Source organism: Streptomyces sp. NPDC057002, assembly GCF_042673825.1.
Classification (GTDB): domain Bacteria; phylum Actinomycetota; class Actinomycetes; order Streptomycetales; family Streptomycetaceae; genus Streptomyces.
This window is the reverse complement of sequence record NZ_JBHURZ010000003.1, coordinates 969,541-996,011: the sequence shown is the minus strand read 5'-3', so window position 1 is coordinate 996,011 and position 26,471 is coordinate 969,541. Positions and strand designations below refer to the sequence as shown.

Here is a 26,471-nt window from a genome sequence, read left to right as displayed (position 1 = left end):
ACGCTGGGTGGTGAAGTCGGGCAGCCGTGCCGCCGGAAAGAACCGGCGGCCCTACAAGCCGAGGAATCCCGTGAGTGACACCCCATTCGGATTCGGCCTTCCGCCGGAGGAGCCGGACGACGGCGACGAGGGCAAGAAGAAGGACCAGCAGAGCGGTGGTGGTCAGGGACCGGCCAATCCGTTCGGTTTCGGCGGCCTGCCAGGAGCCGGAGGCTTTGGCGGCGGCCCTGGTGGCCCCGGTGCGGACAATCCGTTCGCTGCCATGTTCGGTTCCCTGAACCCCAACGACCTGGGCGCCGCATTCCAGCAGCTGGGCCAGATGCTCTCCTACGAGGGCGGCCCGGTGAACTGGGACATGGCCAAGCAGATCGCCCGCCAGACGGTCTCCCAGGGCAGTCCTGACGGCACCAAGGACGCGAGCGTCGGGCCCGCCGACCGCAAGGGCGTCGAGGAGGCCGTTCGCCTGGCCGACCTCTGGCTCGACGACGCCACGTCCCTGCCGTCCGGCGCCGCCTCCGCGGTGGCCTGGAGCCGCGCGGAGTGGGTCGAGGCGACCCTGCCCGCCTGGAAGGAGCTCGTCGACCCGGTCGCCGAGCGCGTGGGCACCGCCATGGGCGACGTCCTGCCGGAGGAGATGCAGGCCATGGCCGGCCCGCTGATCGGCATGATGCGCTCGATGGGCGGCGCCATGTTCGGCACGCAGATCGGGCAGGCCGTCGGCGTGCTCGCGGGCGAGGTCGTCGGCTCGTCCGACATCGGCCTGCCGCTCGGCCCGGCCGGCAAGGCTGCGCTGCTGCCGGTGAACATCGAGACCTTCGGCAAGGACCTGAGCGTCCCGCAGGAGGAGGTGCGGCTGTATCTCGCCCTGCGCGAGGCCGCCCACCAGCGCCTCTTCGCGCATGTGCCGTGGCTGCGCTCGCATCTGTTCGGCGCGGTCGACGGCTACGCCCGCGGGATCAAGGTCGACACGGCCAAGCTCGAGGACGTGGTCGGCCAGTTCGACCCGCAGAACCCCGAGCAGCTCCAGGAGGCTCTCCAGCAGGGCATGTTCCAGCCGGAGGACACGCCGGAGCAGAAGGCCGCCCTGGCGCGTCTGGAGACGGCTCTGGCGCTCGTGGAGGGCTGGGTGGACGCGGTGGTCCACGCCGCCGCGAAGCCCCGCCTGTCGTCCGCCGACGCCCTGCGCGAGACGCTGCGCCGCCGCCGCGCCTCGGGCGGCCCGGCCGAGCAGACGTTCGCCACGCTGATCGGTCTGGAGCTGCGCCCGCGCCGCCTGCGCGACGCCTCCCGCCTGTGGGCCTCGCTCACGGACGCGCGCGGTGTCGACGGCCGGGACGCCCTGTGGGCCCACCCGGACATGCTGCCGACGGCGACCGACCTGGACGACCCGGACGGCTTCGTGCACCGCGAGCAGATCGACTTCTCCGAGCTCGACAAGATGCTCGGCGAGGCGGCGGACAAGCCCGATCCGAAGAAGCCCGATCTCAAGAAGGACGAGACCGAGGGCGAGGACGAGAACAAGGGCGACGACGCCGGGTGAGCCTGTACGACGACGCGGTCCTCGTGCTGAAGGGGTACGAGGAGCAGACGGACCTGCGCCAGGCCTATCTGGACCATCTGGCGGAGCACCCGGACGGCCTGTGGAAGCCGTGCCAGGCGGGTCACATCACGGCCAGCGCCCTGGTGATCGACCCCGAGGGCGGCCGGGTGCTGCTGACCCTGCACAGGAAGCTGCAGATGTGGCTTCAGATGGGCGGCCACTGCGAGCCGGGCGATTCCTCTCTGGCCGCCGCGGCCCTGCGTGAGGCGACGGAGGAGTCCGGCGTCTCGGGGCTCTCGCTGCTGCCCGGCGGCCCGGTCCGCCTCGACCGGCACCCGATTCCGCCACCGTGCCACTGGCACTTCGACGTCCAGTACGCGGTCGTGGCACCACCGGACGCCGCGCACGCGGTCAGCGACGAGTCGCTCGACGTGCGCTGGTTCGGATACGACGAGGTCGCGGAGATGGCCGACGAGTCGGTCGTACGTCTGCTGGAGGCCACGCGCGCGAGGCTCGCGGCCTGAAGCGTGCGTCACGGGCCTGAAGCGTGTGTAAGGGGCGATCGCCATTGGCGGTCGCCCCTTACACCTTGCGGCTTCGTGGCCGGTCAACTCCAGACGTTGCCCTGGTTCTGCCCGCGCGCTCCCTGCTGGCCCATGCCGTACTGCGCGGAGAGGCCCGAGCCGACCTGGGCGTTCTGCGGCGGCAGCAGCTCGCTGGGCTGGACGAGCGCGTAGCCGTTGCCCATGAAGCTCAGCTCCCAGCCCTCGCCGGTGTTGCCGCGGCGCCGCCACACCCCCGAGGAGTGCGTCTGGGCCTGCATCTGCACCCGCAGGCTCGTCGACCAGGCGACGATCGCGTCGGCGTCGCAGTTGACGTACTTGTCGGGGGTCACCTGCATCAGCAGCGGCATGCCCGAGGTCATCAGGGCGATCTTGCCCCGGCCGGTGATGTTGAGCTGGTACTTCCCGGAGCCGGAGATGCCGTAGAGGCTGTCGACGGCGATGACCTCGTGGTGCAGGGAGGAGTCCATCGCCAGCACGTAGCTGCTGTCGACGGTGAGGCCGTCCTGCTCCACCTCCATGACGTGGACGTGCTGCTTGAGGTTGGCGAGGTAGACCGTGCCCTGCCCGTGGCAGCGCATCAGGTCGAGTCCCTCACCGGTGTGCGCACGCGCGCGTGACTGGTCGTTGCTCTGGTACTCGGCGTCGAACTCGACGAGGCCCTGGTAGGCGACCATGGTGCCCTTGCGGGCCAGGATGTCGTCGTGGCCCTCCAGGGCGACGCGCAGCATCTGCTTGTTCTGCAGGCTCCAGCGGTCCTGGGTCTGCTGCTCGTTGTAGGCGAAAATCGGGCTCTGCATGGCGTGTTGCTCCCCCTCAGCCCCGGACCCGGAGACGGTCGGTGCTGTCTTCGCTGGGCTGGACGACGACGATGCCCTGACCGGAGAAGGCCATCTGGTAGGCCTCGCCGCTGCCGCGGCCGATCAGCGACTGTGCCCTGAAGCTGCGCTTGCCCTTGACCTTGAGGTTCGGGGACCAGGCGACGAGCGCGTCGGGGTCGACGTACGTCTCGTCCTCACCGCCTCCGCAGTCGACGACGATCGGTTTGCCCCGGGAGGTCAGCGCGACCCAGCCCTGCCCGGAGATCTTGGTGTTCCACAGGCCCTGCCCGGCGAACTTCGCCAGGCCCTTGACCCGCTCGACGCCCCAGCTGAGGTGGGCGTCGAAGGCAAGCAGGTTGGTGGCGTTGACGGAGATGCCGTCACCGTTGAGGTTGATGACGACGACGTTCGCTCCGTAGTCGGAGAGGTAGAGCAGGCCGTCGCCGGAGCACTTCATCAGGGGCGCGCCCTCGCCGGTCATCCAGTCCTTGGCGATCTGGCGCACGGCCGGCGGGTTGGGCTCGTACTGGACGAACCCTTCGTAGGCGACCATCGACCCCACGCGCGCGAGGAGGTCGTTCCCGGTCTGCATGGCGACCTTCAGCATGTGATTGCCGTGGTTCTCCATGCGGGCGGTGACGGGTGCGGGGGCGTGGCCCGCGAGCTGCTGTGTCATGACCCTCAGACCTCGTACGGCTGGACGACGATGAAGTTGCCGGGCGCACCCCGGAACTGGAGGTTCACGCTCTCGCCGGTGTCACCGGGGTAGGCGTTGCGGCGCATCCGCACCTGGCTGGAGACGACGACCTGGGCGGCGGCGGACCAGGCGACCACGGCGTTGCAGTCGGCGAACGTGGTGGGCGTGACGGGCAGCACCACGGGCGTGCCGTGCGTCTTCACGACGATGGTGCCGCTCCCCTGGAACTGCATCGTGAACAGCGCGCCTCCGGGGATGCCGTGTCCCTCGACGCGGCGGACCTCGTAGGTGAGGCTCTCGTCGAACGCGAGGACGTTCTCGGCGGAGACGCAGACGGCGTCGCCCTGGAGCTCGATGGGGTGCAGCATGGTCGAGTTCTCGGCGAGGAACACCTGTCCCTGGCCCGTACAGCGCATCAGCTGCATCTCCTGGCCGGTCGCGTTGCCCACGATCCGGCCGGCGAAGCCGGCGCCCTTGTAGCTGAAGTCGACCTTGCCCTGGTAGAGCACCATGCTGCCCTGCCGGGCGAGCACGGGCTGTCCGCCGATGCCGAGGTCGACGCGGACGAGCTTCTTGTTCTGCTGCGTCCAGCGCTGGCCGGTGGGCGTCTCCTTGAACTGCTGGAGCGCGGCGGACACACCGGCGCCATGGGGAGCGGCGGCCTGCGGGGCGGCACCCTGCTGCGGGGCGCCGTAGGGAGCCTGTCCGAAGGGCGGCTGCTGGCCGTAGCCCGGGGGCGGGGTGGGCTGGCCGTAGCCGGGGGGCGGCGCCGGGGCCTGGGGTGCCTGGGGCTGGCCGTAGCCGGGAGGCAGCGGGGCCGTCTGGCCCGGGACCTGGCCGTGTGGCGGCTGTTGCTGGCCCGGCTGGCCGTAGGGCGCGGGCGCCGGGGCCGGGGGTGGCACCGGGGAGCCGCCCGGTTGGGTGGTCATGGGCGCGGCGATGGTCGGGGCGCCATGCACTCCAGGCGCGGGCGCCGGAGGCGGCGCGAAGCCCTGCGCGGCGGGCTGGGGAGCGGGCGGCGGGGCGGGAGCGGGGGCCGGAGGCGCTGCCGGTGCGGGGGCAGGGGCCGGGGCCGGTTCCGGAGTGCCGGGGACGCCGAACGCGGGCGGGGCGAAGCCCGGGGCCGCGCCGGCCTGCGGCTGCTGCGGGGCGGGCTCGGGCGCTTCCTCCTCGGCCACCTCGCCGCCGAAGTTCTTCAGCAGCGCGTCGAGACCCCCGTCGAAGCCCTGCCCGACCGCGGCGAACCGCCAGACGTCCTTGAGGTAGAAGTCGCCCAGCATCACGGCACGCTCGGTGGAGAACTCCGAGCCGCTGAAGGAGTAGCGGGCCACTTCCTCGCCGCCCGCGACGATGCGGATGTACCCGGGGGCGATCTGCGACATCTGGCCGGCGCCGTCGATCGTCGCCGTGAAGGACAGCTTCTGGATCTGGGGCGGGATCCGGTCGAGCGTCACCCGGAAGGACTCCGTGTCGCCCGCCTGGGCGCCCAGGAGCTGAAGGGACTCCTCGGGAGACTTCGGCTGGTTGAAGAAGACGAAGTAGCGGTCGTCCGAGAGCCGTTCGTCGGCGTCGAGGCCGAAGCAGCTGATGTCGAAGCTCAGTCCGGGGCCCGAGATCTGCACGCCTACGTACAGATCCGTGCCCGCGGTGAGGTCACTGATCCTGGCCTTGTGGCCGCGTTGGAATTCCCTGGCCATGCGTAACGACCGTCCCCCATCCAGAACGTGATTGCGTCGCGCCAGGCTAACGGCAAACTCCGACACCGGACGAAGTCGGTACAGACCCGGTACAGAACCCGCGCGCGGCCGTATCGGCTGCTCGCTCACGCAAAGCGGTCACTCACCCTGTGGGGCGTTCGCCACGCGCACCGGGCACATGCGGCAACCGCTCGGCGGCGACCACGCCTTCGAGATAGCCCCGGGCCCGCTCCGTCCGCGGATAGGCCTCCAGCAGCTCCCAGAAGCGGGGTCCGTGTCCGGGGACGAGCAGATGAGCGAGTTCGTGGACGAGGACGTAGTCGACCACGTACTCGGGCATGCCCTGCAGACGGTGCGACAGGCGGATGCTGCCCTCGGACGGGGTGCAGGATCCCCAGCGCGTGTTCTGGTTGGTCACCCAGCGCACCGATGCGGGCCGGGCCCGCCCGCCGAAGTACTGGTCCGAAAGACGCCGGGCCCGCTCGGCCAGCTCGGTGTCGCCGAGGGTCCGCTTGCTCTCCTGGGCGGCCAGCTTGTCGAGCATGACGGTCACCCAGCGCTGCTCCTCCGCCTCGGACATCCGGGCGGGGATGAGCACGACGGTGCGATCGCCCTCGCGGTACGCGGAGACCGTTCGGCGTCGGCGGGTGCTTCTGCGGACCTCGATCGCGCTCGCCCTCGAGCCGCTCGGCGGCTGGCTCGTCGTGCTGCGCTGTGGTTTTCCGGCGCGGTGCAGTGGGTCGGCGGGCACGCCCCGACGTTACCCGCTGCACACGGGGAAGTCCCGGCTCCGGGACGGTTCGGTGCCGATGCCCCCACCGGCAGCCGGATTTGTACGACGAATGCCCGTGCCTGTGGACAACTTTCGGCGCTCTGCGGCTGGTTTGGGCATGCTGGCTCTTGTCGGCGAAGCGATGGGTGGCTTCGGTCCAGGACCAGGACCAGATCCGCGACAAGTCTCGGGCTGCCCCCACTCTCGACCGGCACACGGGGACGATCTATGACATACGGGGGCCTGTCATGCATCCAGTGGTGAAACCCGCGCTCAGGCGCGGCTGGCGCGACCTCAACACGGTGCAGTTCGGGATGACACCGGCGCACGCGATGACGCTCGGCCCGATGGACCAGGCGACGGGCAGTTTCCTCGACCTGCTGAACGGCACACGGGGACTGGAGCTGCTGCGTGAGGAGGGTCGCCGGATGGATCTGCCCGACGGTCATGTCGACGGGCTGGTGCGGCGGCTCGCGCGGGCCGGGCTCCTGGACGACGCGCGGGGCGGCGGACCGGCCGCCGACGCTCTGCGCCGGAAGAAGGAGGTCCTCGACCGGCTCCGCCCCGATCTGGCTTCCCTGTCTTTGACCACCTCCGCTCCCGGCGACGCGATCGGACGGCTGGCCGCCCGGCGCGCGCAACGCGTTCAGGTGCGGGGTGCGGGCCGGGTCGGCGCCGTGCTGGCCTCGTTGCTGGCGGGGGCCGGAGTCGGCGAGGTCGACGTGCGCGACCTCGGACGGGTGGAACCGTGGGACGTCGCGCCGGGCGGGCTGCCGGCCGATGCCGTCGGCGACCGCCGCGACGAGGCGGCCCGACGTGCCGTGCGCCGGGCGGCCCCGGACCGGCCGCCGCGCCCCGCGACAGCGCAGGCGCACCCGGAGGAAGGCGATCCGGGTTTCTCGCTGGTGATCGTCGCCCCGCGGGACGATGTGGCCATGTACGCGCCGGACCCGTCCGCCGCCGAGTCGCTGATGGCCGCCGGGACACCCCATCTGTACGCCGGAGTCGTGGAGGGGACCGGCATGGTCGGCCCTCTCGTCCTGCCCGGGGAGACGGGCTGCGCGGGTTGTCTGCACCACAGCCGCACCGACCGGGATCCGACGTGGCCCCGCCTGGTCGCCCAGTGGCGCTCCGGCAGACAGCGGCAGGTGCGGCCCTGCGACCTGACACTCGCCACGACCGTCGCCGGACTGGCCGCGGCCCACGCGCTGGCCTTCCTCGACGGCCGGGTTCCGTCGAGCGCCGGGTCACGCTGGGAGGTGTCAGTCCCCGGTCTCCACTGGCATGCGCGGCCGATCTGGGCGCATCCTGCATGCCCGTGCGCTGCGGCGGAGAGAGGAAAGGGGGAGCGCCTCTCGGAGGAAGGGCAGTCACACGAGACAATGGCGGTGCAACGGCCGTCGGAGCAGTGCCGTGAGGCAGAGGCGGAGCGGCCGGCTGGGACTTGGAGGGCGCATGTCTGATCTTCCCCGGAAGGCGGTCACCCGGACCGCCAAGCTCGCCGCACTCCCGCTCGGTATCGCCGGGCGGGCGACCTGGGGATTCGGCAAGCGGATCGTCGGCGAGTCCGCGGAGCTGGTCGGCCGCGAGCTCCAACAGCGCACGGCGGAGCAGCTTTTCAAGGTGCTCGGCGAGCTCAAGGGCGGCGCGATGAAGTTCGGCCAGGCCCTGTCCGTCTTCGAGTCGGCACTGCCCGAGGAGGTCGCCGGCCCGTACCGGGCGGCACTGACGAAGCTCCAGGAGGCGGCGCCGCCGATGCCGACGCGCACCGTGCACGCGGTGCTCGAGGAACGGCTCGGCGAGGGCTGGCAGAAGTTGTTCCTGGAGTTCGAGGACAAGCCCGCCGCGGCGGCCTCGATCGGCCAGGTGCACCGGGCGGTGTGGCACGACGGCCGTGAGGTGGCGGTCAAGGTGCAGTACCCGGGCGCCGGCGAGGCCCTGCTGTCCGATCTGAACCAGCTGAGCCGCTTCTCCCGCCTGCTCGGTCCGCTCATCCCCGGGATGGACATCAAGCCTCTGATCGCGGAGTTGAAGGACCGTGTCTCGGAGGAGCTGGACTACGGCCTGGAGGCCCAGGCCCAGCAGGCCCACGCGGAGGAGTTCACGGACGACCCGGACGTGGTCGTGCCGCAGGTGGTGCACCAGTCCGACCAGGTCCTGGTCACCGAGTGGATCGACGGCATCCCGCTCTCGGAGATCATTTCGGACGGCACCCAGGAACAGCGTGACCGCGCGGGCCAGCTCTTGGCCCGTTTCCTGTTCTCCGGCCCCGCCCGCACCGGCCTGCTGCACGCCGATCCGCACCCCGGCAACTTCCGGCTGCTGCCCGGCGGCCCGGAGGGCGAGGACGACTGGCGCCTGGGCGTCCTGGACTTCGGCACGGTCGACCGTCTTCCGGGTGGTCTGCCGGCCACCATCGGCGAGTCCCTGCGGATGACCCTCGACGGGGAGGCCGAGGCGGTCTACGAGCTTCTGTGCGCGGAGGGGTTCGTCAAGGAGACCATAGAGCTCGATCCCGAAGCGGTCCTGGACTATCTGCTGCCGATCATCGAGCCGGCCCAGGTCGAGGAGTTCACTTTCACCCGCGGCTGGATGCGCAGCCAGGCGGCCCGTGTCGCCGACCCCCGCTCCCCCGCCTACCAGCTCGGCAAGCAGCTCAACCTGCCCCCGTCGTATCTGCTGATCCACCGGGTGACCCTGAGCACGATCGGGGTGCTGTGCCAGCTGGGGGCGGCGGTGCGTCTGCGCGAGGAGCTGGAGGAGTGGCTGCCGGGGTTCGTCACGGAGGACCCGGCGGACGGCGAGGAGCCGGCCGCGGAGGCGTGAGCCCCGGGCGGGTACCACGGGTGACCCGCTGCCCGCGCTCTACCACCAGTCCGAGTCCAGCCGTCCCTCGATCGCCCTGAGGTTCTCCCGGGAGCAGGTCTCGCAGAAGTCCCGGCGGGCGCCGTGCTCCACGGAGCAGGTCCAGGTGAGCTGCGGGGCTTCGGCCGAGGTGCCGCAGCGGGCGCACACGAGGCGTTCGGGCTGCGCGGCGGAGCCGCCGTCGTCGTTTCCTCCGCGAGGACTCGTCACGCGCCGACGATATCGCCGTGCCCTGCGGCTTCGCTGGCACAACGCACCGCGGGGGCCGGTCCGTTCGGCACGGACCGGCCCCCGCGGGGTGAGCTCGGCCTCCCGGTGCGGGAGGCCACCGCTTCAGGTGGGGTCGGTTACTGCATGACCGCCATGGCGAGCGCCCGGCGGGCACGCCGTGAGGCGCGCTCCGCCTTGCGCTGCATCCGGCGGGCTGCCACCAGGCGCGCGGCCCGGCGGTCTCGCTCCGCCTCCTGCAGTCGCTCGTGCATATGTGCACGAGCCATGGCTTCTGGGATGAGTTGCATCTCTCGGGTCCTGTTCTGGCGCGAGTCCTTCGCGCCGTGCGGGGTGCAGTCTTGAGTCGCGGAGCCGACGGGCTCGGTGGACGGCTTCATCGGGGCCTGCTTCTGGGGGTCGTGCGTGAGAGGACGGTCGATCGTTCCTGCGGTGTTCATGCCGTGACCGGGTTCTTGCGCGGGCGGCCACGCGGCCGCTTCCGGGCGACGACGACACCCTGCACGAACAGTTCGCCACCCCAGACGCCCCAGGGCTCACGCCGCTCCTTGGCGCCGGCGAGGCAGGCCTCGACCAGCGGGCAGGTGCGGCAGAGGGACTTGGCGTACTCCACGTCCGCCGGCGACTCGGCGAAGAAGACCTCCGGGTCGTAGGAGCGGCACGGGACGGGTACGCCGAGGTTCTCGATGGCGTCGTCGAGCGCGGTGAGCGCGGTGAGCGGGGTCAAGGCGGAGTCCTCCGTGGGGCCGGGCTTGGGGATCGTGTCGGAAGGCGGTACGGACGGGGCGTGCGCTTCGAGTTGCACGATTCGTCTTCCTCGTCTGGTCGTTCCGGCCTGTTGGCCGGGGGGCGGCTGGTACCCGGTTCTCTTGTTGTCCCGAGGCTCCTTCGGTCCGTCGTCCCTGGTCAGGGACAAACAGAAGGGCCGCGGATCCCGGATGGGGTTCCGCGGCCCTGAAGGCGCCGGCCTGATCTGATCAGGCTGGATCACTCCAGGGTTCTGGCCCACGGAAGGCCCACATCTGGTGGTGCTGCGTCGTCTGCTTCCGGAATCCGGCACCGGTCGCCGCAAAGGCATAGGCCCGCGCCTGCGCCTTTACTGCTGCTTCCAGTGCCTTGGTCGGTCGCTCATTGCGCTCACGGACGGGAAGGCCCGCGGGAGCAAGGGAGGAGGACGCCGGACGGACGGCACGAATGCCGGACAGACCGGTGCCCAGGTTCGAAACGCCGAGCATGCACGTGGAGACGGCCGAGCGATCGGTCATTTTCACGGTGCTGATGGAGCTGGTGTTGATGCTGATCACTGGACTCGCCTCCTCTCGGCGTCTCGGGGGACTGGATGAACCAGTCCGACGGATATGCAAGTACAACACGAATCAGGGCCCTCGAGAAGGCCGCTGCTCTCGTGCCTAAGAACCTATGGGGATTGCTGGGGCATGCGCAAACTATTTTTTCGACGAGTTGGTGTCAGTCCTGATCTGTGTCGCCCCCGTCGTACTGGCCTGCGCAGATGGCCAGGACATCGGCTCCGTAGCGGGTGAGCTTGCGCATCCCGACGCCCGGGATGCGCGCCAGCTCGTGCTCGTCGTCGGGCGCGGTCTCGGCGATCGCCACCAGTGTCCTGTCGGTGAAGACGCAGAAGGCGGGCTGGCCACTGCTCCGTGCCTGGTCGGCGCGCCATTCGCGGAGCTGCTCGTAGAGGCCCTCGTTCATGTCGGAGGGGCAGTCGTCGCAGCGCATCAGCTTCATCTCGCCCGCGTCGGTCAGCGTGCGGCCGCAGACACGGCAACGGGCGGGCGTTCGCTGCGCTCGTCGCGGGGCGGAGCCCCTGGTTCCGGGGATTCCGCGCTCGATACCGCCCGCGGCACCGCCGGCCGTACGGCCCTTGGTGGCGGTCGAGCCGGGGCGCAGTCCGTCGAGGAAACGGCTGGGGCGGCGGTTGGGGCGGCCGCCGGGTGAGCGGGAGAGAGACCAGGAGACATGGAGGTGTTCCCGCGCGCGAGTGACGCCGACATACAGCAGACGGCGCTCCTCCTCGATCTGCTCGTCGGTCTTTGCGTAGGTGATCGGCATCATGCCCTCGGCGACGCCGACCAGGAAGACGACGTCCCACTCCAGGCCCTTGGCCGAGTGCAGGGAGGCGAGGGTGACGCCCTGCACGGTCGGGGCGTGCTGGGCGTTCGCCCGTTCGTCGAGCTCGGCGACGAGGTCCGCCAGGGTGGCGCCGGGTTTGGCGGCGGCGAAGTCCTGGGCGAGGTTCACCAGGGCGGCCAGGGACTCCCAGCGCTCTCTCACGGCGCCGGAGCCGGCCGGTGGCCGCGGTGTCCAGCCCTCGCCCGACAGGACGGCGCGCACCTGCGAGGGCAGGTCGACGACGTCGTCCAGGAGGGAGTCGTTGCCGCCGAAGCGGGCCGCGCCGCGCAGGGCGACGCCCGCCTTGCGCACCTCCGGGCGGTCGAAGAACCGCTCGGCGCCGCGCAGCTGGTAGGGCACCCCGGCGTCGGCGAGGGCCTGTTCGTAGGTCTCGGACTGCGCGTTCGTCCGGAACAGGATGGCGATCTCGGCGGCCGGGACCCCCGAGTCGATGAGTTCACGGATGCGGCGGGCCGCGCCCTCCGCCTCGGCGGGCTCGTCGGTGTATTCCGTGTAGGCCGGCTCGGGCCCCGGCGCACGTTGCGAGACGAGCTCCAGGCGGTGGTCGGCCGCGCGGCCGCTGGCCTGGGCGAGCAGGCCGTTGGCGAGGTGGACGACCTGGGGCGTGGAACGGTAGTCGCGGACCAGCTTGACGACGGTGGCGCCGGGGTGACGGGTGCGAAAATCGAGCAGATGGTCCGGCGTTGCACCCGTGAACGAATAGATCGTCTGGCTGGCGTCTCCGACCACGCACAGGCTGTCCCGCTCGCCGAGCCACAGCTCCAGCAGGCGCTGCTGGAGGGGGCTGACGTCCTGGTACTCGTCGACCACGAAGTGCTGGTACTGGGCGCGGACCTGTTCGGCGATGTCGTGCCGGTCCTGGAGAACGGCCACGGTCAGCAGCAGCACGTCCTCGAAGTCGATGAAGGAGCGCTCGCGCTTGACGTCCTCGTAGGCGGCGTAGAGCTGGGCGATCTCCGCGGGGTCGCGCGGGGCCTCCCGGCCGGACTTGGCGACGGCGGGCGCGTAGTCCGCGGGGACGGTCTGGGTGACCTTGGACCATTCGATCTCGGCGGTGACGTCCCGCAGCTCGCCCCGGTCGAGCCGGATGCGGCAGGCCGCGGCCGCGTCGGCGACGAGCTGGATCTTGCGGTCGACGAGCCGGGGCATGGAGCCACCGATCGCTTTCGGCCAGAAGTACTGGAGCTGACGCAGGGCCGCCGAATGGAAGGTGCGCGCCTGGACGCCCGCGGCTCCGAGCTGGCGCAGGCGGCCGCGCATCTCTCCGGCAGCGCGGTTGGTGAAGGTGACGGCGAGCACGCTGGAGGGGTGGAGGACGCCTGCGCGCACCCCGTAGGCGATGCGGTGGGTGATCGCCCGGGTCTTGCCCGTGCCCGCGCCCGCCAGGACGCACACCGGACCGTGCAGGGCGGTGGCCACCTCGCGCTGCTCGGGGTCGAGCCCGTCGAGCACCGCGTCGGCCGTGTCCGGTACCTGCGGGAACAGGGTGGAGTGCGTTGCTGCTGTCACACGGCCATGCTGCCAGGTCGTGGGAGACGGCAGTGCCGGTTGTCCACAGGCGGGCCCTGATAGTCGTACTAATGCGGCAGGCGTCACGTCCCCCGGGGCCCGGGCCCCGGGAATGGCGGCCCCTTCACGTACGTTCCATCTCTGCGACCATCCACCCCCGAGCCACCGAAGGAGCACGAGAGACATGCTGGGCACTGTGACGATGTACAGCACCACGTGGTGCGGCTACTGCCGCCGGCTGAAGAGCCAGATGGACCGCGAGGGCATCGCGTACACCGAGATCAACATCGAGCAGGACCCGGAATCCGCCGCGTTCGTGGAGAAGGCGAATGGCGGAAACCAGACGGTGCCCACCGTTCTGTTCCCGGACGGCTCCACCCTCACCAACCCGTCGCTGGCTCAGGTGAAGCAGAAGGTCGGCGCGTAGGCGCCGCGCGGTTGTGCGGGGAAGGCGGTTCCTGAGGCGGCTCAGGAACCGCCTTCTCCGTTTGTGCGGTCAGAGCGAGTAGGCGGCTCGCACGGGCGTCAGGCCACGCTCCTCATCGGGAGCGGCTTGCCGTACCAGAGCTCGATCAGGCGGGCCGCGATGGAGATGCCGTAGGGCGGGAGCACCTCGCCGGACTCGAAGGCGGCCCGCAGTTCGTCGCGGGAGAACCAGCGGGCCTCCTGGATCTCGTCGCCGTCGACCTCGATCTCGGTCGAGGTGGCGCGGGCCATGAAGCCCAGCATGAGGCTGGACGGGAAGGGCCAGGGCTGGCTGGCGACGTACTCGACCGGGCCGACGGTGATGCCGACCTCCTCGTGGACCTCGCGGCGCACCGACTGCTCGATGGACTCACCGGGCTCGACGAAGCCGGCGAGCGTCGAGAAGCGGCCCTCGGGCCAGTGGACCTGGCGGCCGAGCAGGAGCCGGTCGTCCTCGTCGGTCACGGCCATGATCACGGCGGGATCCGTGCGCGGGTAGTGCTCGGCGCCGCAGGCCTGGCAGCGGCGGATGTGGCCGGCTGCGGCGATGACGGTGCGCTCGCCGCAGCGCGAGCAGAAACGGTGCGTGCGCTGCCAGTTCTCCAGCCCCACCGCGTGCACCATCAGGCCCACGTCACGGGCCGACAGAAGCAGGCCCGCCTCGCGCAGGCCCGCCGCGCGCGCGGACTGGTCCATACGCCCGGGCAGGGAGTCCTTCTGGAGGGCGAAGTAGCTGACGCCGTCCTCGTCGGTGCCGAGGAAGTACCGGTGCGCCTCGGTGAGGGGGGCCTCGAAGGAGGGGGTCATGACGAGTTCGGTGTGCCCGTCCGCCGTCTCGTCGATGAGGACCTGGCCGCCGGAGACCACGAAACAGCGCGTCGAGGGGTGGCTCCACGCCGCCGCGAGCCAGGCCTCGTCGAGCCGGTGGTGCGCGGCCCTGTCGATGCCGTTCGGGGCGGTGAGCGAGATGGGTCGGTCGGCGTTCTGGTCGGTCCAGGTGGTCACTGGTGCTTCCAACTCCCCGGTGGAACGGTCGGGTTCGGCGGGCTGATCAGGGGACGTACGGCGGGGGGCGACCGGGTCGGGCGGGGCTCGGGCGGTGCGGGGCGGCTCCTCCAGTGTGCCCCTCGCGCGCGGCCGGTCCGGGCGGCCCGGGACGCTCAGGGCGCATCGCGCCAGTTCTCGGCGAGGTCGCCCCACAGGTACGCGGTGGTCTCGACGCCCTTGAGCAGCAGGTCGAGTTCGACCTTCTCGTTCGGCGCGTGCCAGCCGTCGGAGGGCACGGAGATGCCGAGGAACAGCACCGGAGCACCGAGGACGTCCTGAAGGTCCGCCGCCGGTCCGGAGCCGCCCTCGCGGGTGAAGCGGACGGGTTTCTCGAAGGCCCGGCCCATCGCGCGGGCCACCGACTGGAGGGCCGGGTGGTCCAGCGGGGTCAGGCACGGGCGCGTGGCCCCGCTGAACGTGATCTCGCAGCGGATACCTGCGGGCACCTGCTGTTCGGCCCAGGTGCGGACGGCCTTCTCCACGTGGTCGGGGTCCTGGCCCGCGACCAGCCGGAAGGACAGCTTCACCAGGGCGGAGGACGGGACGATCGTCTTGCTGCCGGGGCCCTGGTAGCCGCCCCCGATGCCGTTGACCTCCGCGGTGGGGCGGGCCCAGACGCGCTCCAGGGTGGTGTACCCGGCCTCCCCCTGGGTGGCGTACGACTTGGCCGCGCGCAGCCACTGCGACTCGTCGAAGGGCAGTTCGGCGAGGAGTTCGCGCTCACGGTCGGTGAGCTCGACCACGCCGTCGTAGAAGCCCGGGACCGCCACGCGCGCGTGCTCGTCGTGCAGGGCGGCGACCAGGCGGGCGGCGGCGGTCGCCGGGTTGGGCACCGCGCCGCCGAAGGAGCCGGAGTGGATGTCCTGGTCGGGGCCGTGCAGCCGTATCTCGCATTCGGCGAGGCCGCGCATGCCGGTGCACACCGTGGGGGTGTCCTCGGACCACATACCGGTGTCGGAGACGATCACGGCGTCGGCGGTGAGCCGCTCGGCGTGCTGCTCGACGAGGGCACGGAAGTGGGGCGAGCCGGACTCCTCCTCGCCCTCGATCAGCAGCTTCAGATGCACCGCCGGGGTGGTGCGGCCGGTGGCGGCGAGGTGGGCGCGGACGCCCAGGGTGTGGAAGAACACCTGGCCCTTGTCGTCGGCCGCCCCGCGCGCGTAGAGACGGTTCTCGCGGACGACGGGCTCGAACGGGTCGCTGTCCCAGCCGTCCTCCCGGGCGGCGGGCTGCACGTCGTGGTGGCCGTAGACCAGCACCGTGGGCGCCTTCGGGTCGTCGGAGGGCCACTCGGCGAAGACGGCGGGCGCGCCGGGGGTCTGCCAGACCTCGGCCGTCGGGAACCCGGTCTCCTTCAGCTCGGCGGCGAGCCAGTCGGCGCTGCGTCGCACGTCGGGCGCGTGGTCCGGCTGGGCGGACACCGACGGGATGCGCAGCCACTGGGCGAGGTCGTCGAGGAAGGCGTCGCGATGCTGCTGGATGTACGTACGGACGACGCTGTCCGGGGTCTGGCTCATGGTCACGAGCCTATCGGCCCGCACTGACGTCCTCGGAGTGCGGTTCCTCACCGGGCGGATCCTCGCTCAGCAGCCGCTCCAGCGCCTCGCGGTCCGGCAGGTCGTCGGGGCGGACGATCTCGCCGCTGCGCACATACAGGAACGCGGCCGTGACGGATTCCGGGGTAACCCCCAGCTGCTCGGCCCAGGCCAGGCGGTAGACGGCGAGCTGGAGGGGGTCCGCGGTGCGTGAGCGGTTGGTCTTCCAGTCGACGATCTCGTACGTCGTGCCCTCACCGTCACCCTTCTTGTAGACGGCGTCGATACGGCCTCGCACGACGCGGCCGGCGAGCGCGAGCTGGAAGGGGGCCTCCACCCGGTAGGGCGTGCGGTGCGCGTACTCGGTCTGCTCGAAGGCGTCCTTGAGTGCCTCCAGGTCCCGTTCGTCGGCGATCTCCGCTTCGCCGCCTGGCAGCTCCTCCGGCTCCAGCAGGGGCAGCGTCAGCTCTTCGAAGCGGGCCTCGACCCAGGCGTGGAAGCGGGTGCCGCGCCGGGCTGCGGGCTGGGGCGGGCGCGGCATGGGCCGGGCCAGCTCCTGGGCGAGGCCGTCCGGGTCGGCGGCCAGGAGCAGCAGCTGGGAGGCCGTCAGGGAAGCGGGCAGGGGGACCTCGGTGACACTGTCGCGGGCGCGCAGGAGCTCGCCGGTGAGGGCGTCGAGGTCACGGTCCCAGGAGGCGATGGTGCGGGCTTCCTCCGGGGTGAGGCGTGGGTGTGGGGCCTGAGGTTCCGGCGGCCCCGCTTGGTGGGGGACCGTGGGGCGGTCCGCCGGCCGTCCGTCCCCGTCCGCCGCCTCCTCTGCCTCTGCGAAGGCGTCTTCGTCGAAGGGGGCTTCATCCAAGGGGCCTGCGTCGAAGTCGAACGGGTCCGGCTCGTCGTACGGAGGCTCGTCGTCCTCGGGAGGCGGGGGCCACTCCGGGTCGTCGAACGCGTCCGGGTCGTGCACGGCCGCCGGGCGCCCGTCCTCGTGGGACGCGAGGTCCTCCAGGTGGGCCAGGACGGTCTCGGCGGCGGCGCGGCGGCGGGCCAGGGCCGCCTCGTCCAGGGGCAGGGGCCACACCTGGTCGGCGGTGGCCCGGTGCAGGGCAGGGTTCTCCTCGTCCTCGGCGGGTTCGTCCGCCCAGGCCTCGATCTCGCCGTACCCGGCCGCGCAGTGCTCGTAGAGGTCCTGGAGGAACGCGGAGGGTCCGCGGCGCTTCTTCTGGGTGGGTCCCCACCAGTGGCCGGAGCCCAGGAGCAGGGAGCGGGGGCGGGTGAAGGTGACATAGCCGAGGCGGAGTTCCTCGGTGTGCTGGTGGTCCTTCATGGCCTCGTGGAAGGCCTTGAGGCCCTTGGCGTCCCAGGAGGCGATGTCGGGGAGGGTGTCGGCGTCGCCGCGCAGCTCGTGCGGCAGGACCTTGCCCTGGGAGGTCCACTTCTCGCGGCCCTGGCTGCTGGGGAAGGTGCCGGTGACCAGGCCCGGGACGACCACGACGTCCCACTCCAGACCCTTGGACTTGTGGGCGGTGAGCACCTTGACGGTGTTCTCGCCGCCGGGGAGGGCGTTGTCGAGGCCCTTCTCGTACTGGGCGGCGGTACGCAGGAAGCCGAGGAAGGCGAGCAGGCTGGCCTCGTTGTCGCCGGCGGCGAAGGAGGCGGCGACGTCCAGAAAGTTGGAGAGGGTCTCGCGGCGCCGTGCCGCCAGGGCGTGCGGGGAGGCCGACAGCTCCACCTCCAGGCCGGTGACGGCGAGGACGCGGTGCAGGACGTCCATCAGCGGGTCGGACAGGGAGCGGCGCAGGTCACGCAGTTCGGTGGCGAGGCGGGCGAAGCGCACGCGCGCGTCGGGCGAGAAGGGCAGCCCGTCGTCGTCCCCGTGGCCGTCCAGCGGCGTCTCCAGGAAGGTGTCGAGGGCGTCCGCGAGGGAGATCACCTCGGCCGGGTCGACGCCCTCGACGGCCTCGGCGAGGCGGCGGTCCGGGTCGTCGTCGCCCTCCACGCGCGCGTGGGTGACGAGAAGCCGGGCCCGCCGCCCCAGCAGGGCGAGGTCACGCGGGCCGATGCGCCAGCGCGGGCCGGTCAGCAGGCGGACCAGGGAGGCGTTGGCGCCGGGGTCCTGGAGGACCTCACACACGGCGACGAGGTCGGCGATCTCGGGCAGGTGCAGCAGACCGGACAGGCCGACGACCTCGACCGGGATGTCCCGGGCCACCAGTGCGCCCTGGATCTCGGAGAAGTCGGTCGCCGTGCGGCACAGGACCGCGATCTCGCCGGGTGCCGTCCCGGTGCGGACGAGGTGGGCGACGGAGTCGGCGGCCCAGTCGATCTCCTCGGCATGGGTGCGCAGCAGGGCGCAGCGCACGATGCCGTCGCGTTCGGCCCCGGGGGCGGGGCGAAGTGCCTCCACACCCGCGTGCAGGGCGCGCAGGGGCTCCGCGAGGCCGTTGGCGAGGTCGAGGAGGCGGCCGCCGCTGCGGCGGTTCTCGCTGAGGGCCTGGCGGGTCGCGGGGCGGCCGTCGGCGCGGGCGAAGTGCTCGGGGAAGTCGTCGAGGTTGGCGACGGAGGCGCCGCGCCAGCCGTAGATCGCCTGGCAGGGGTCGCCCACGGCGGTGACCGGGTGGCCGGTGCCCTCGCCGAACAGGCCCGCCAGGAGGACCCGTTGGGCGACCGATGTGTCCTGGTACTCGTCGAGCAGGACCACCCGGAACTCGTCGCGCAGGAGGCTCCCCACTTCGGGGATCCCGGCGAGCCGGGCCGACAGGGCGATCTGGTCGCCGAAGTCGAGCAGGTCCCGATCGCGCTTGGCGGCCCGGTAGCGGTTCACCAGCTCGGCCAGTTCACGGCGCGCGGCAGCGGCTTCGGGAACCTTGCGCAGGTCGGCGTTGCCGAGCTTGACGCCGCGCAGGGTCAGCAGCAGTTCGGCGTCGTACGCGCGCAGCGCCTCGGGGCGTACGAGGTGCTCGGCGAGCTCGGCGTCGAGGGCGAGGAGGTCGCCGACCAGGTCCGGGAAGGAACGGGTCAGGGCCGGATAGGACCCGGGGGCCTCACGCAGGACGCGCGCGGCGAGCTGGAAGCGGGTCGCGTCGGCGAGCAGCCGGGACGTGGGCTCAAGGCCGAGGCGCAGACCGTGGTCGGTCAGCAGGCGGCCCGCGAAGGAGTGGTACGTGGAGATCACCGGCTCGCCCGGCGGGTTGTCCGGGTCGATGGCGTCCGGGTCGGTGACGCCGGCCTTGACCAGTGCCTTGCGGACGCGCTCGGCGAGTTCGGCGGCGGCCTTGTTGGTGAAGGTGAGGCCGAGCACCTGCTCGGGGGCGACCTGGCCGGTGCCGACCAGCCACACCACTCGGGCGGCCATGACGGTCGTCTTGCCCGAGCCGGCACCGGCCACGATCACCTGCGGGGCGGGCGGCGCGGTGATGCAGGCCGTCTGCTCCGGGGTGAACGGGATGCCGAGGAGCTCCTTGAGCTGTTCGGGATCGGTGATACGGGCGGGCACATCGAGAGAGGCTAGTGGCGGCCACTGACAGTGGCGGCCGGATCGGCCTCCGGGGCGGAGGAAGCCCAGGTCAGCGCATGTGGTGCGATAGATCACTCGACAACATGACGGCCCTCCTGCCGGGCGCTGCACGAGGCCCGGAACGCGCAGTGCGTGCAGTGCTGCCCGGCGGTCGGTGTGAACCGCTCGTCGAGGACCTTGCCGGCGGCGGTGGCCAGCAGATCACCGACCCACTCCCCCTCCAGCGGCTCCTGGGCCTGCACCTTGGGCAGGGTCTCGCCACCGTCGCGCTGGGCGGCGCCCTGGCGGAGATGGACGAGTTCGGCGCCGCCCGGCTCGGGACGCACGCCGTCGAAGGCGTCGTCGACGGCGCCCTCACCGACGGCCAGCTGGTAGACGGCGAGCTGCGGATGGCGCTCGACCTCTTTGCCGGTGGGCGCCTGCTTGCCGGTCTTGAAGTCGACCACGTAGGCGCGGCCGTCACCGTCCGCCTCCACGCGGTCCATCTGGCCCCGGATGCGCACCTGGTAGTCGCCCGCTTCGAGGGTGACGTCGAAGTCGTGCTCGCTGGCTACCGGGGTCCGCCCGGTGCGGTCCATGACGTGCCACTGAAGGAATCGTTCGAGCGCCACGCGCGCGTTGTCCTTCTCCTGGTCCGACTTCCAGGGCGCGTCGAAGGCGAGGGCGTTCCACACGGAGTCGAGGCGTTCCATGAGGACGGACAGGTCTGCCGGGGTGTGTCCGGAGGCGACCTCGTCGGCGAGGACGTGCACCACGTTGCCGAAGCCCTGCGCGGCGGTCGCGGGCGCGTCTGCCTTCACCTCGCGGCCCAGGAACCACTGCAGGGCGCAGGTGTTGGCCAGTTGGTCGAGGGCGCTGCCGGAGAGCACGACGGGCTGGTCGCGGTTGCGCAGCGGCACCTTGGAGTGAGTCGGCTCGAACATGCCCCACCAGCGGTAGGGGTGTGCGGACGGCACCAGGGGGCGGCCGTCCTCGTCGGCGAGGGCGGCGAGCCGGGCCAGGCGGCGTGCGGCCGCTTCCCGGAGGGCGTCGGAGACGCGCGGGTCGACCGTGGTGGCGCGCAGCTCGGCGACGAGTGCCGCGACGGACAGCGGGCGGCGCGGGCGTCCGGTGACGTCCTTGGGTTCGACGCCGAGTTCGGTGAGGAAGCGGGAGGGCTGGTCACCGTCGTCCGCCGGGGCCTTGACGGCGGTGACGACCAGGCGTTCACGCGCGCGTGTGGCGGCCACGTAGAACAGGCGGCGTTCCTCGGCGAGCAGTGCGCCGGGGGTGAGGGGTTCGGCGAGTCCGTCGCGCCCGATGCGGTCGGCCTCCAGGAGGGAGCCGCGGCGGCGCAGGTCGGGCCAGAGCCCCTCCTGGACGCCGGCGACGACCACGAGGCGCCACTGAAGGCCCTTGGAGCGGTGTGCGGTCATCAGGCGGACGGCGTCGGGGCGTACGGCACGCCGCGTGAGGGTGTCGGCGGCGATGTCCTCGGCCTCGATCTCCTCCAGGAAGTTCAGCGTGCCCCGGCCTCCGGTGCGCTCCTCGGCGCGGGCCGCCGTCGCGAACAGCGCGCAGACCGCGTCCAGGTCGCGGTCCGCGTTGCGCCCGGCCGCGCCGCCCCGGCGGGCGGCCCGCTCCAGACGCGCGGGCCACGGTGTGCCGTTCCACAGGTCCCACAGCGCCTCCTCGGCCGTACCGCCGCCGGCCAGGCGCTCGCGGGCCTTGCGGAGCAGCGCACCGAGGCGCTGGGCACCGCGCGCGTACGCGGGGTCGTGCACGGCCAGCCGCTCCGGCTCGGCGAGCGCCCGCGCCAGGAGCACGTCGGAGGGCGGCGGCAGCGCGTTGCCCGCGGCCCGCTCCTCGTCCCGCAGGGCCCTCCCCAGGCGGCGCAGGTCGGCGGCGTCCATGCTGGCGAGCGGGGAGGTGAGCAGGGTGAGAGCGGTTTCCGTGTTCAGCCAGGAGATGTCCGGCCAGGAGGTGTCCGGCTCGGCGGAAGGGACGTCCTTGGAATTGGCCTCTCCCTCGGGAGCCCTCGACGCCTCCCCCTCGGGAGCCCTCGACGCCTCCGCCGCGGCCACCGCCCGAAGCGCCGTCAGCAGCGGCGCCACCGCCGGTTCGTGGCGCAGGGGTACGTCGTCGCCGTCGACGTCCACCGGGACGCCGGCCGCCGTGAGGGCGCGGCGGACCGTGGGGACGGTGCGGGAGCCGGCGCGCACCAGTACGGCCATCTCGCTCCAGGGGACGCCGTCCTCCAGGTGGGCCCTGCGGAGGATGTCGGCGATGTTGTCCAGTTCCGTCCCCGAGGTCGGGTACGTGTACGCCTCGACGCGGCCGCCGTCCCTCACGGGAGCGAGTTCGCGGTGGGCGCGCACTTTCTCGGCGGGCAGACGGGTCAGCGGCATGCGCTGGGTCAGCAGCCGGGTGGCTGCCAGCAGGCCGGCGCCGGAGCGGCGGGACGTGCGCAGCACCGCGACGGGGGCCGGGCGGCCGTCCGCGCGCGGGAAGGCGTGCGGGAAGTCCAGGATGCCGTTCACGTCCGCCCCGCGGAACGTGTAGATCGACTGGTCGGGGTCACCGAAGGCGACAAGGGTGCGGCCACCGCCCGCCAGGGCGTGCAGAAGTCGTACCTGAGCGGGATCCGTGTCCTGGTACTCGTCGACGTAGACGGCGTCGTAGCGGGCGCCGAGCCACGCCGCGACCTCGGGCCTATAGGCGAGGAGCACCGCGCGGTGGACGAGCTCCGCGTAGTCGATCACGCCCTGGAGGTCGAGCACGTCGAGGTACTCGGCCAGGAAAGCGGCAGCCGCGCGCCAGTCGGGGCGTCCCGTACGGCGGGCGAACGCGTCCAGGGCGTCGGGCCCCAGGCCCAGTTCACGGCTGCGGGCGAGGACCGCGCGGACCTCGTCGGCGAAACCGCGCGTGGTCAGGCAGGCGCGCAGTTCGTCCGGCCAGCGCACGTGCGCGAGGCCGAGGCGCTCCAGGTCCACCTGGCCCGCGAGCAGCTCCCGTACGGAGACGTCCTGCTCGGGGCCGGACAGCAGCCGCATCGGCTCCACGAACAGGTCGCTGTCCTGGTGGGCACGGACCAGGGCGTAGCAGAACGAGTGGAAGGTGGTCGCCCGGGGAGCACGGGCCGCCCCGGCCCGGGTGGCCATGCGGTCACGCAGTTCGACGGCCGCCTTGCGGCTGAACGTGAGGACCAGGACCCGCTCGGGGTCCCCGCCCCGGGCGATGCGCTCGGCCACGGACTCGACGAGCGTGGTGGTCTTGCCGGTGCCCGGACCTGCGAGGACGAGCAGCGGGCCGGCCTCGTGGTCAACCACGGAGCGCTGCGAGGCGTCCAGAAGAGGGGGGTCCACCCGGGCGGGAGGGGTACGTACCAGTCGGTAAGCGCCACGGCTCCCCCGCCGCACCCAGGGGTGCGACAGGCCGCTGGTGGAGGAAGAGGAGCTCACGTGGTTCGCCGGTCCTGGTGGAAGTACTGGTTGGCGGGCCACCGCGCGTGGCGGGCGGTGACCGCGGGGTGACGGGGGCACGCGCAGCCGACGCTACGCCGACGGGTGAGGCGGAAGCAGGGCTTCCCCTTCTTCCCGCCGGCCACTCGCGGCACGCGTGCCACTCATGCCCCTCGCCTCACGAACGTACGTCATGGCACCGACGTGCCCCGATTCCCCCGTCCGGATCACGGGCCACACGGGAGGCCGCCCGATGGCGGAAGCTGTCAGGTGTGACCTTCCGCGCGTTCGCCGCCGTCCCACCGCGCCCGTCGCATGTCGATCCGCGGCAGGTGGCCCTCGGCGGCCCGGCTCGCCTCCTTCAGGGGCGTGCCCTCCGCGTGGTAGTGGCCGAGCGCCCGCTGCTCGTGCCCCGGGAGCAGGACACCGTCCGCGCGGACGACCCGCCACCACGGAACGGCTCCCCCGTAGAGAGCCATCACACGGCCGACCTGCCGCGGACCGCCCTCCTCGAGCCACTCGGCGACGTCGCCGTATGTCATGACACGGCCCGGCGGGATCAGTTCGGCGACGTCGAGGACCCGCTCGGCATACGCGGGCAGGGCTTCCGCAGGCTCGTCCCCGTGCCGGCCCCCCTCAAGGCTCTGCTCACTCATCCGCCCCATCCTGCCCCACCCCACCGACAACGGGACGCGCGTACTCCCGAGCGATTCCTTCGCCCGGCAGGACCTCGTCGGGCAGACTGTCCGCCCCCGCATGTGCACCCTGATGCCCCCGCGTATCGGTGCGGCATGCCACCATCGTGCGGGCGGTGACCGGTGATACGAGACCAAGAAGAGACGATGAAGCAACAGGGTGCGCACCCGGACGACACGGAGGGCACCTCTGACGCTGCGTCGCGCCCGGACACGCCGGACGACGGCCCGAAGGCGGGCAGGAAGCAGGCCCGGCCGGTCGCCGAGGAACCGGACATCACGCACATCGACGAGGTGGAGGGCGACGAACCGCTGCTCCCCGCACGCGTGCACCGTCCGTCCGATCTGATGCGGCTCCTGGTGGGCGTGCTCGCCGTCGCGGTGCTGATCGGCATCGCCGCGTTCGCGCACGGCACCACCTCCGGGCTCGAACAGGACATCAACAAGGGCACCGGGCAGGCACCCGATCTGCTCATCAAGATCGCGGGGCTGGCCTCCAGCATCGCGATCCTGCTGGTGCCGGTCGCCTTCGCCATCGAGCGGCTGATCAAACGGGACGGGCTGCGCATCGCCGACGGCGTGCTCGCGGCGGTCCTCGCGCACGGTGTGACACTCGCCACCGACCTCTGGGTCGCCCGGGCCGCCCCCGGCTCGATCCAGGAGGCGCTCACCCAGCCCTCCCCCGGGGACATCCACGCACTGACCGATCCCGTGCACGGCTATCTGGCGCCGGTCATCGCCTATATGACGGCCGTCGGCATGTCACGCAGACCCAGGTGGCGCACGGTGCTGTGGGTCGTGCTGCTGCTCGACGCCTTCTCGATGCTCGTCACCGGGTACACGACCCCGTTCTCGATCATCCTGACCGTGCTGATCGGCTGGACCGTGGCCTACGGCACGCTCTACGCGGTCGGCTCGCCCAATGTCCGGCCCACTGGACAGACCCTGATGGCCGGCCTGCGGACCGTCGGCTTCAGCCCGGTCAGCGCGTCACGCGAGGACACCTCGGACAACCCGGACACCGGCGACCGGGGCCGGCGCTACTTCGTCACGCTCGAGGACGGCCCGCCGCTGGACGTCACGGTGGTCGACCGGGAGCAGCAGGCCCAGGGCTTCTTCTACCGTGCGTGGCGCAATCTGACCCTGCGCGGCTTCGCCACCCGCAGCAGCCTCCAGTCGCTGCGCCAGGCCCTGGAGCAGGAGGCGCTGCTGGCGTACGCGGCCATCGCGGCCGGTGCCAACGCGCCCAAGCTGATCGCCACCTCCGAGCTCGGCCCCGACGCGGTCATGCTCGTCTACGAGCACAGCGGCGCACACACCCTCGACTCGCTGCCGGACGAGGAGATCACCGACAATCTGCTGCGCGACACCTGGCACCAGGTGAAGGCCCTGCAGTCCCGGCGTATCGCGCACCGCAGGCTGGTGGGCGACGCGATCCTGGTGGATCGTTCCGGCACGGTGATCCTCACCGACCTGCGCGTCGGCGAGATCGCGGCCGGCGACCTGCTGCTGCGCATGGACATCTCCCAGCTGCTGGTGACCCTCGGCCTCCGGGTGGGCGCCGAGCGGGCGGTGGCCTCGGCGGTGGGCGTGCTCGGCCCGGACGCGGTGGCGGACTGTCTGCCGATGCTCCAGCCCATCGCGCTCAGCCGCTCCACGCGCGCGACGCTGCGCAAGCTGGCCCGGGAGCGGGCACAGCGCGAGCGCGAGGCGGTGCTGGAGGCGTCCCGGCTGGCCAAGCAGGCGCGCCTGGAGGAGTCCTCGGACGAGGCCGTTCCGGTCTCTGAGAAGGCCGACAAGAAGGCCGTACGGGCGGAGCAGCGGGCCGAGAAGCGGGCCATCGACGAGGCCGTCGAGGAGGCGCGCGAGGAGGACCTGCTCACGCAGATCCGCCACGAAGTGCTGCTGATCAGGCCGCAGGCACCGGTCGAGCCGGCCCGGCTGGAGCGGGTACGGCCGCGCACACTGATCAGTTTCATGGCCGGAGCGATCGGCGCGTACTTCCTGCTGACGCAGCTCACGCACATCGAGTTCGGACCGCTCATCGCGAACGCCGAGTGGGGCTGGGTCGCCGCGGCGGTGCTGTTCTCCATGTGCAGCTACCTCGCGGCGGCGATGGCTCTGCTGGGGTTCGTGCCCGAGCGGGTGCCGTTCTTGCGGACGGTGGCGGCACAGGTCGCCGGATCGTTCGTGAAGATCGTCGCCCCGGCGGCGGTGGGCGGTGTCGCCCTGAACACGCGCTTCCTGCAGCGCGCGGGAGTGCGGCCGGGGCTCGCGGTGGCGAGCGTGGGCGCGTCGCAGTTGTTCGGGCTCGGCTGCCACATCCTGATGCTGCTGGCCTTCGGCTATCTGACCGGTACGGAGAAGACGCCGTCGCTGTCGCCGTCCCGGACGGTCATCGCCGGTCTGCTGACGGTGGCGGTGCTCGTGCTCGTGGTGACCTCGGTGCCGTTCCTGCGGAAGTTCGTCGTCACGCGCGTGCGGTCGCTGTTCGCGGGTGTCGTGCCGCGCATGCTGGACGTGCTGCAGCGGCCGCAGAAGCTGGTCACCGGCATCGGCGGCATGCTGCTGCTGACCGCCTGCTTCGTGATGTGCCTGGACGCGTCGATCCGCGCGTTCGGCGACGAGTCCACCTCGATCAGCCTCGCCAGCGTCGCCGTCGTCTTCCTCGCGGGCAACGCCCTGGGGTCCGCGGCTCCGACACCGGGCGGTGTGGGCGCGGTCGAGGCGACCCTGACGGTCGGTCTCATCGCCGTCGGCCTCCCGAAGGAGGTCGCTGCACCGGCCGTGCTGCTGTTCCGCCTGCTGACGCTGTGGCTGCCCGTGCTGCCGGGCTGGCTGGCCTTCAACCACCTCACCCGCAAGCAGGCCCTCTGACGCCGGTGGCCTTGCGGGCGGGGATTTCGGCACACCTCTTGGCAACACCGGC

The 26,471-nt window shown here is 72.0% G+C and carries 20 protein-coding genes; 6 read left to right on the top strand and 14 right to left on the bottom strand.

Annotated elements, in window-relative coordinates; all coding sequences use genetic code 11:
* Positions 1 to 70: 70 nt before the first annotated feature.
* Entirely contained in the window at positions 71 to 1,540 is a 1,470-nt protein-coding gene (locus ACFT32_RS19355) for a zinc-dependent metalloprotease (protein ID WP_382490458.1), read from the top strand.
* Positions 1,537 to 2,064 (top strand): NUDIX hydrolase, encoded by a 528-nt coding sequence (locus tag ACFT32_RS19350; protein ID WP_382490457.1) that lies wholly within the window; start codon positions 1,537 to 1,539, stop codon positions 2,062 to 2,064. Before ACFT32_RS19355 ends, ACFT32_RS19350 begins: the two co-directional genes overlap by 4 nt.
* A gap of 83 nt (positions 2,065 to 2,147) precedes the next feature.
* Here ACFT32_RS19350 and ACFT32_RS19345 read toward each other — a convergent pair whose 3' ends face one another.
* The 4 genes from ACFT32_RS19345 to ACFT32_RS19330 form a co-directional block, all read right to left on the bottom strand.
* Positions 2,148 to 2,903: an AIM24 family protein gene (locus ACFT32_RS19345; RefSeq protein WP_382490455.1), complete on the bottom strand. Its 756-nt coding sequence runs from the start codon at positions 2,901 to 2,903 to the stop codon at positions 2,148 to 2,150.
* A 16-nt stretch (positions 2,904 to 2,919) separates the two neighbouring features.
* Positions 2,920 to 3,600, bottom strand: coding sequence for an AIM24 family protein (locus ACFT32_RS19340; RefSeq protein WP_382490453.1), 681 nt, complete (start codon positions 3,598 to 3,600; stop codon positions 2,920 to 2,922).
* Positions 3,601 to 3,605: 5 nt separating this feature from the next.
* Positions 3,606 to 5,318, bottom strand: coding sequence for a TerD family protein (locus ACFT32_RS19335; RefSeq protein WP_382490452.1), 1,713 nt, complete (start codon positions 5,316 to 5,318; stop codon positions 3,606 to 3,608).
* A gap of 142 nt (positions 5,319 to 5,460) precedes the next feature.
* Positions 5,461 to 6,069, bottom strand: a complete 609-nt coding sequence (locus tag ACFT32_RS19330) for a M48 family metallopeptidase (protein ID WP_193481071.1) — start codon at positions 6,067 to 6,069, stop codon at positions 5,461 to 5,463.
* A gap of 269 nt (positions 6,070 to 6,338) precedes the next feature.
* Between ACFT32_RS19330 and ACFT32_RS19325 the strand changes: the two genes are divergently transcribed.
* Positions 6,339 to 7,553 (top strand): ThiF family adenylyltransferase, encoded by a 1,215-nt coding sequence (locus tag ACFT32_RS19325; protein WP_382490451.1) that lies wholly within the window; start codon positions 6,339 to 6,341, stop codon positions 7,551 to 7,553.
* Entirely contained in the window at positions 7,546 to 8,916 is a 1,371-nt protein-coding gene (locus tag ACFT32_RS19320; RefSeq protein ID WP_382490449.1) for an ABC1 kinase family protein, read from the top strand. Before ACFT32_RS19325 ends, ACFT32_RS19320 begins: the two co-directional genes overlap by 8 nt.
* A gap of 39 nt (positions 8,917 to 8,955) precedes the next feature.
* On the opposite strand, the gene ACFT32_RS19315 is transcribed toward ACFT32_RS19320, so the two are convergent.
* From ACFT32_RS19315 to ACFT32_RS19295, 5 genes are all read right to left on the bottom strand, one after another.
* Entirely contained in the window at positions 8,956 to 9,165 is a 210-nt protein-coding gene (locus ACFT32_RS19315) for a hypothetical protein (RefSeq protein WP_382490448.1), read from the bottom strand.
* A gap of 137 nt (positions 9,166 to 9,302) precedes the next feature.
* Positions 9,303 to 9,623, bottom strand: coding sequence for a hypothetical protein (locus tag ACFT32_RS19310; protein WP_382490446.1), 321 nt, complete (start codon positions 9,621 to 9,623; stop codon positions 9,303 to 9,305).
* Positions 9,620 to 9,988, bottom strand: coding sequence for a WhiB family transcriptional regulator (locus ACFT32_RS19305; protein ID WP_190049450.1), 369 nt, complete (start codon positions 9,986 to 9,988; stop codon positions 9,620 to 9,622). The genes ACFT32_RS19310 and ACFT32_RS19305 overlap by 4 nt, the downstream gene beginning before the upstream one ends.
* 172 nt (positions 9,989 to 10,160) lie before the next feature.
* The gene (locus ACFT32_RS19300) at positions 10,161 to 10,487 is read right to left on the bottom strand and encodes a hypothetical protein (RefSeq protein WP_382490444.1); all 327 of its coding nucleotides are present in this window, start codon (positions 10,485 to 10,487) and stop codon (positions 10,161 to 10,163) included.
* Positions 10,488 to 10,650: 163 nt separating this feature from the next.
* Positions 10,651 to 12,846 carry an ATP-dependent DNA helicase UvrD2 gene (locus ACFT32_RS19295; protein WP_382490442.1) on the bottom strand — a complete coding sequence of 732 codons (2,196 nt, stop codon included), beginning with the start codon at positions 12,844 to 12,846 and terminating at the stop codon, positions 10,651 to 10,653.
* Positions 12,847 to 13,030: 184 nt separating this feature from the next.
* On the opposite strand from ACFT32_RS19295, the gene ACFT32_RS19290 reads away from it, so the two are divergent.
* On the top strand, positions 13,031 to 13,273 hold the full coding sequence (locus ACFT32_RS19290; protein ID WP_031132359.1) for a mycoredoxin: 243 nt from the start codon (positions 13,031 to 13,033) through the stop codon (positions 13,271 to 13,273).
* Positions 13,274 to 13,371: 98 nt separating this feature from the next.
* Here the strand turns inward: ACFT32_RS19290 and nudC are convergent, their stop codons facing one another.
* From nudC to ACFT32_RS19265, 5 genes are all read right to left on the bottom strand, one after another.
* The gene (nudC, locus tag ACFT32_RS19285) at positions 13,372 to 14,316 is read right to left on the bottom strand and encodes an NAD(+) diphosphatase (RefSeq protein WP_382490439.1); all 945 of its coding nucleotides are present in this window, start codon (positions 14,314 to 14,316) and stop codon (positions 13,372 to 13,374) included.
* Between the two features lie 155 nt (positions 14,317 to 14,471).
* Positions 14,472 to 15,875, bottom strand: coding sequence for a dipeptidase (locus tag ACFT32_RS19280; RefSeq protein ID WP_382490438.1), 1,404 nt, complete (start codon positions 15,873 to 15,875; stop codon positions 14,472 to 14,474).
* Positions 15,876 to 15,885: 10 nt separating this feature from the next.
* Positions 15,886 to 19,386, bottom strand: a complete 3,501-nt coding sequence (locus ACFT32_RS19275; RefSeq protein WP_382490436.1) for a UvrD-helicase domain-containing protein — start codon at positions 19,384 to 19,386, stop codon at positions 15,886 to 15,888.
* Positions 19,387 to 19,478: 92 nt separating this feature from the next.
* Complete coding sequence (locus tag ACFT32_RS19270) at positions 19,479 to 22,847, bottom strand: ATP-dependent helicase (protein WP_382490434.1); 3,369 nt, start codon at positions 22,845 to 22,847, stop codon at positions 19,479 to 19,481.
* Between the two features lie 266 nt (positions 22,848 to 23,113).
* Positions 23,114 to 23,503: an MGMT family protein gene (locus ACFT32_RS19265; protein WP_382490432.1), complete on the bottom strand. Its 390-nt coding sequence runs from the start codon at positions 23,501 to 23,503 to the stop codon at positions 23,114 to 23,116.
* 186 nt (positions 23,504 to 23,689) lie between these two features.
* On the opposite strand from ACFT32_RS19265, the gene ACFT32_RS19260 reads away from it, so the two are divergent.
* A complete protein-coding gene (locus ACFT32_RS19260) occupies positions 23,690 to 26,419 on the top strand; it encodes a lysylphosphatidylglycerol synthase domain-containing protein (RefSeq protein WP_382490430.1) in 2,730 nt (909 codons plus the stop codon).
* Positions 26,420 to 26,471 lie beyond the last annotated feature (52 nt).

Coding starts and splice junctions, on each gene's coding strand:
- ACFT32_RS19320 (WP_382490449.1), top strand. CDS start 7,546: ATGTCTGATCTTCCCCGGAAGGCGGTCACCCGGACCGCCAAGCTCGCC.
- ACFT32_RS19335 (WP_382490452.1), bottom strand. CDS start 5,318: ATGGCCAGGGAATTCCAACGCGGCCACAAGGCCAGGATCAGTGACCTC.
- ACFT32_RS19260 (WP_382490430.1), top strand. CDS start 23,690: ATGAAGCAACAGGGTGCGCACCCGGACGACACGGAGGGCACCTCTGAC.
- ACFT32_RS19290 (WP_031132359.1), top strand. CDS start 13,031: ATGCTGGGCACTGTGACGATGTACAGCACCACGTGGTGCGGCTACTGC.
- ACFT32_RS19325 (WP_382490451.1), top strand. CDS start 6,339: ATGCATCCAGTGGTGAAACCCGCGCTCAGGCGCGGCTGGCGCGACCTC.
- ACFT32_RS19345 (WP_382490455.1), bottom strand. CDS start 2,903: ATGCAGAGCCCGATTTTCGCCTACAACGAGCAGCAGACCCAGGACCGC.
- ACFT32_RS19310 (WP_382490446.1), bottom strand. CDS start 9,623: ATGAACACCGCAGGAACGATCGACCGTCCTCTCACGCACGACCCCCAG.
- ACFT32_RS19265 (WP_382490432.1), bottom strand. CDS start 23,503: ATGAGTGAGCAGAGCCTTGAGGGGGGCCGGCACGGGGACGAGCCTGCG.
- ACFT32_RS19280 (WP_382490438.1), bottom strand. CDS start 15,875: ATGAGCCAGACCCCGGACAGCGTCGTCCGTACGTACATCCAGCAGCAT.
- ACFT32_RS19340 (WP_382490453.1), bottom strand. CDS start 3,600: ATGACACAGCAGCTCGCGGGCCACGCCCCCGCACCCGTCACCGCCCGC.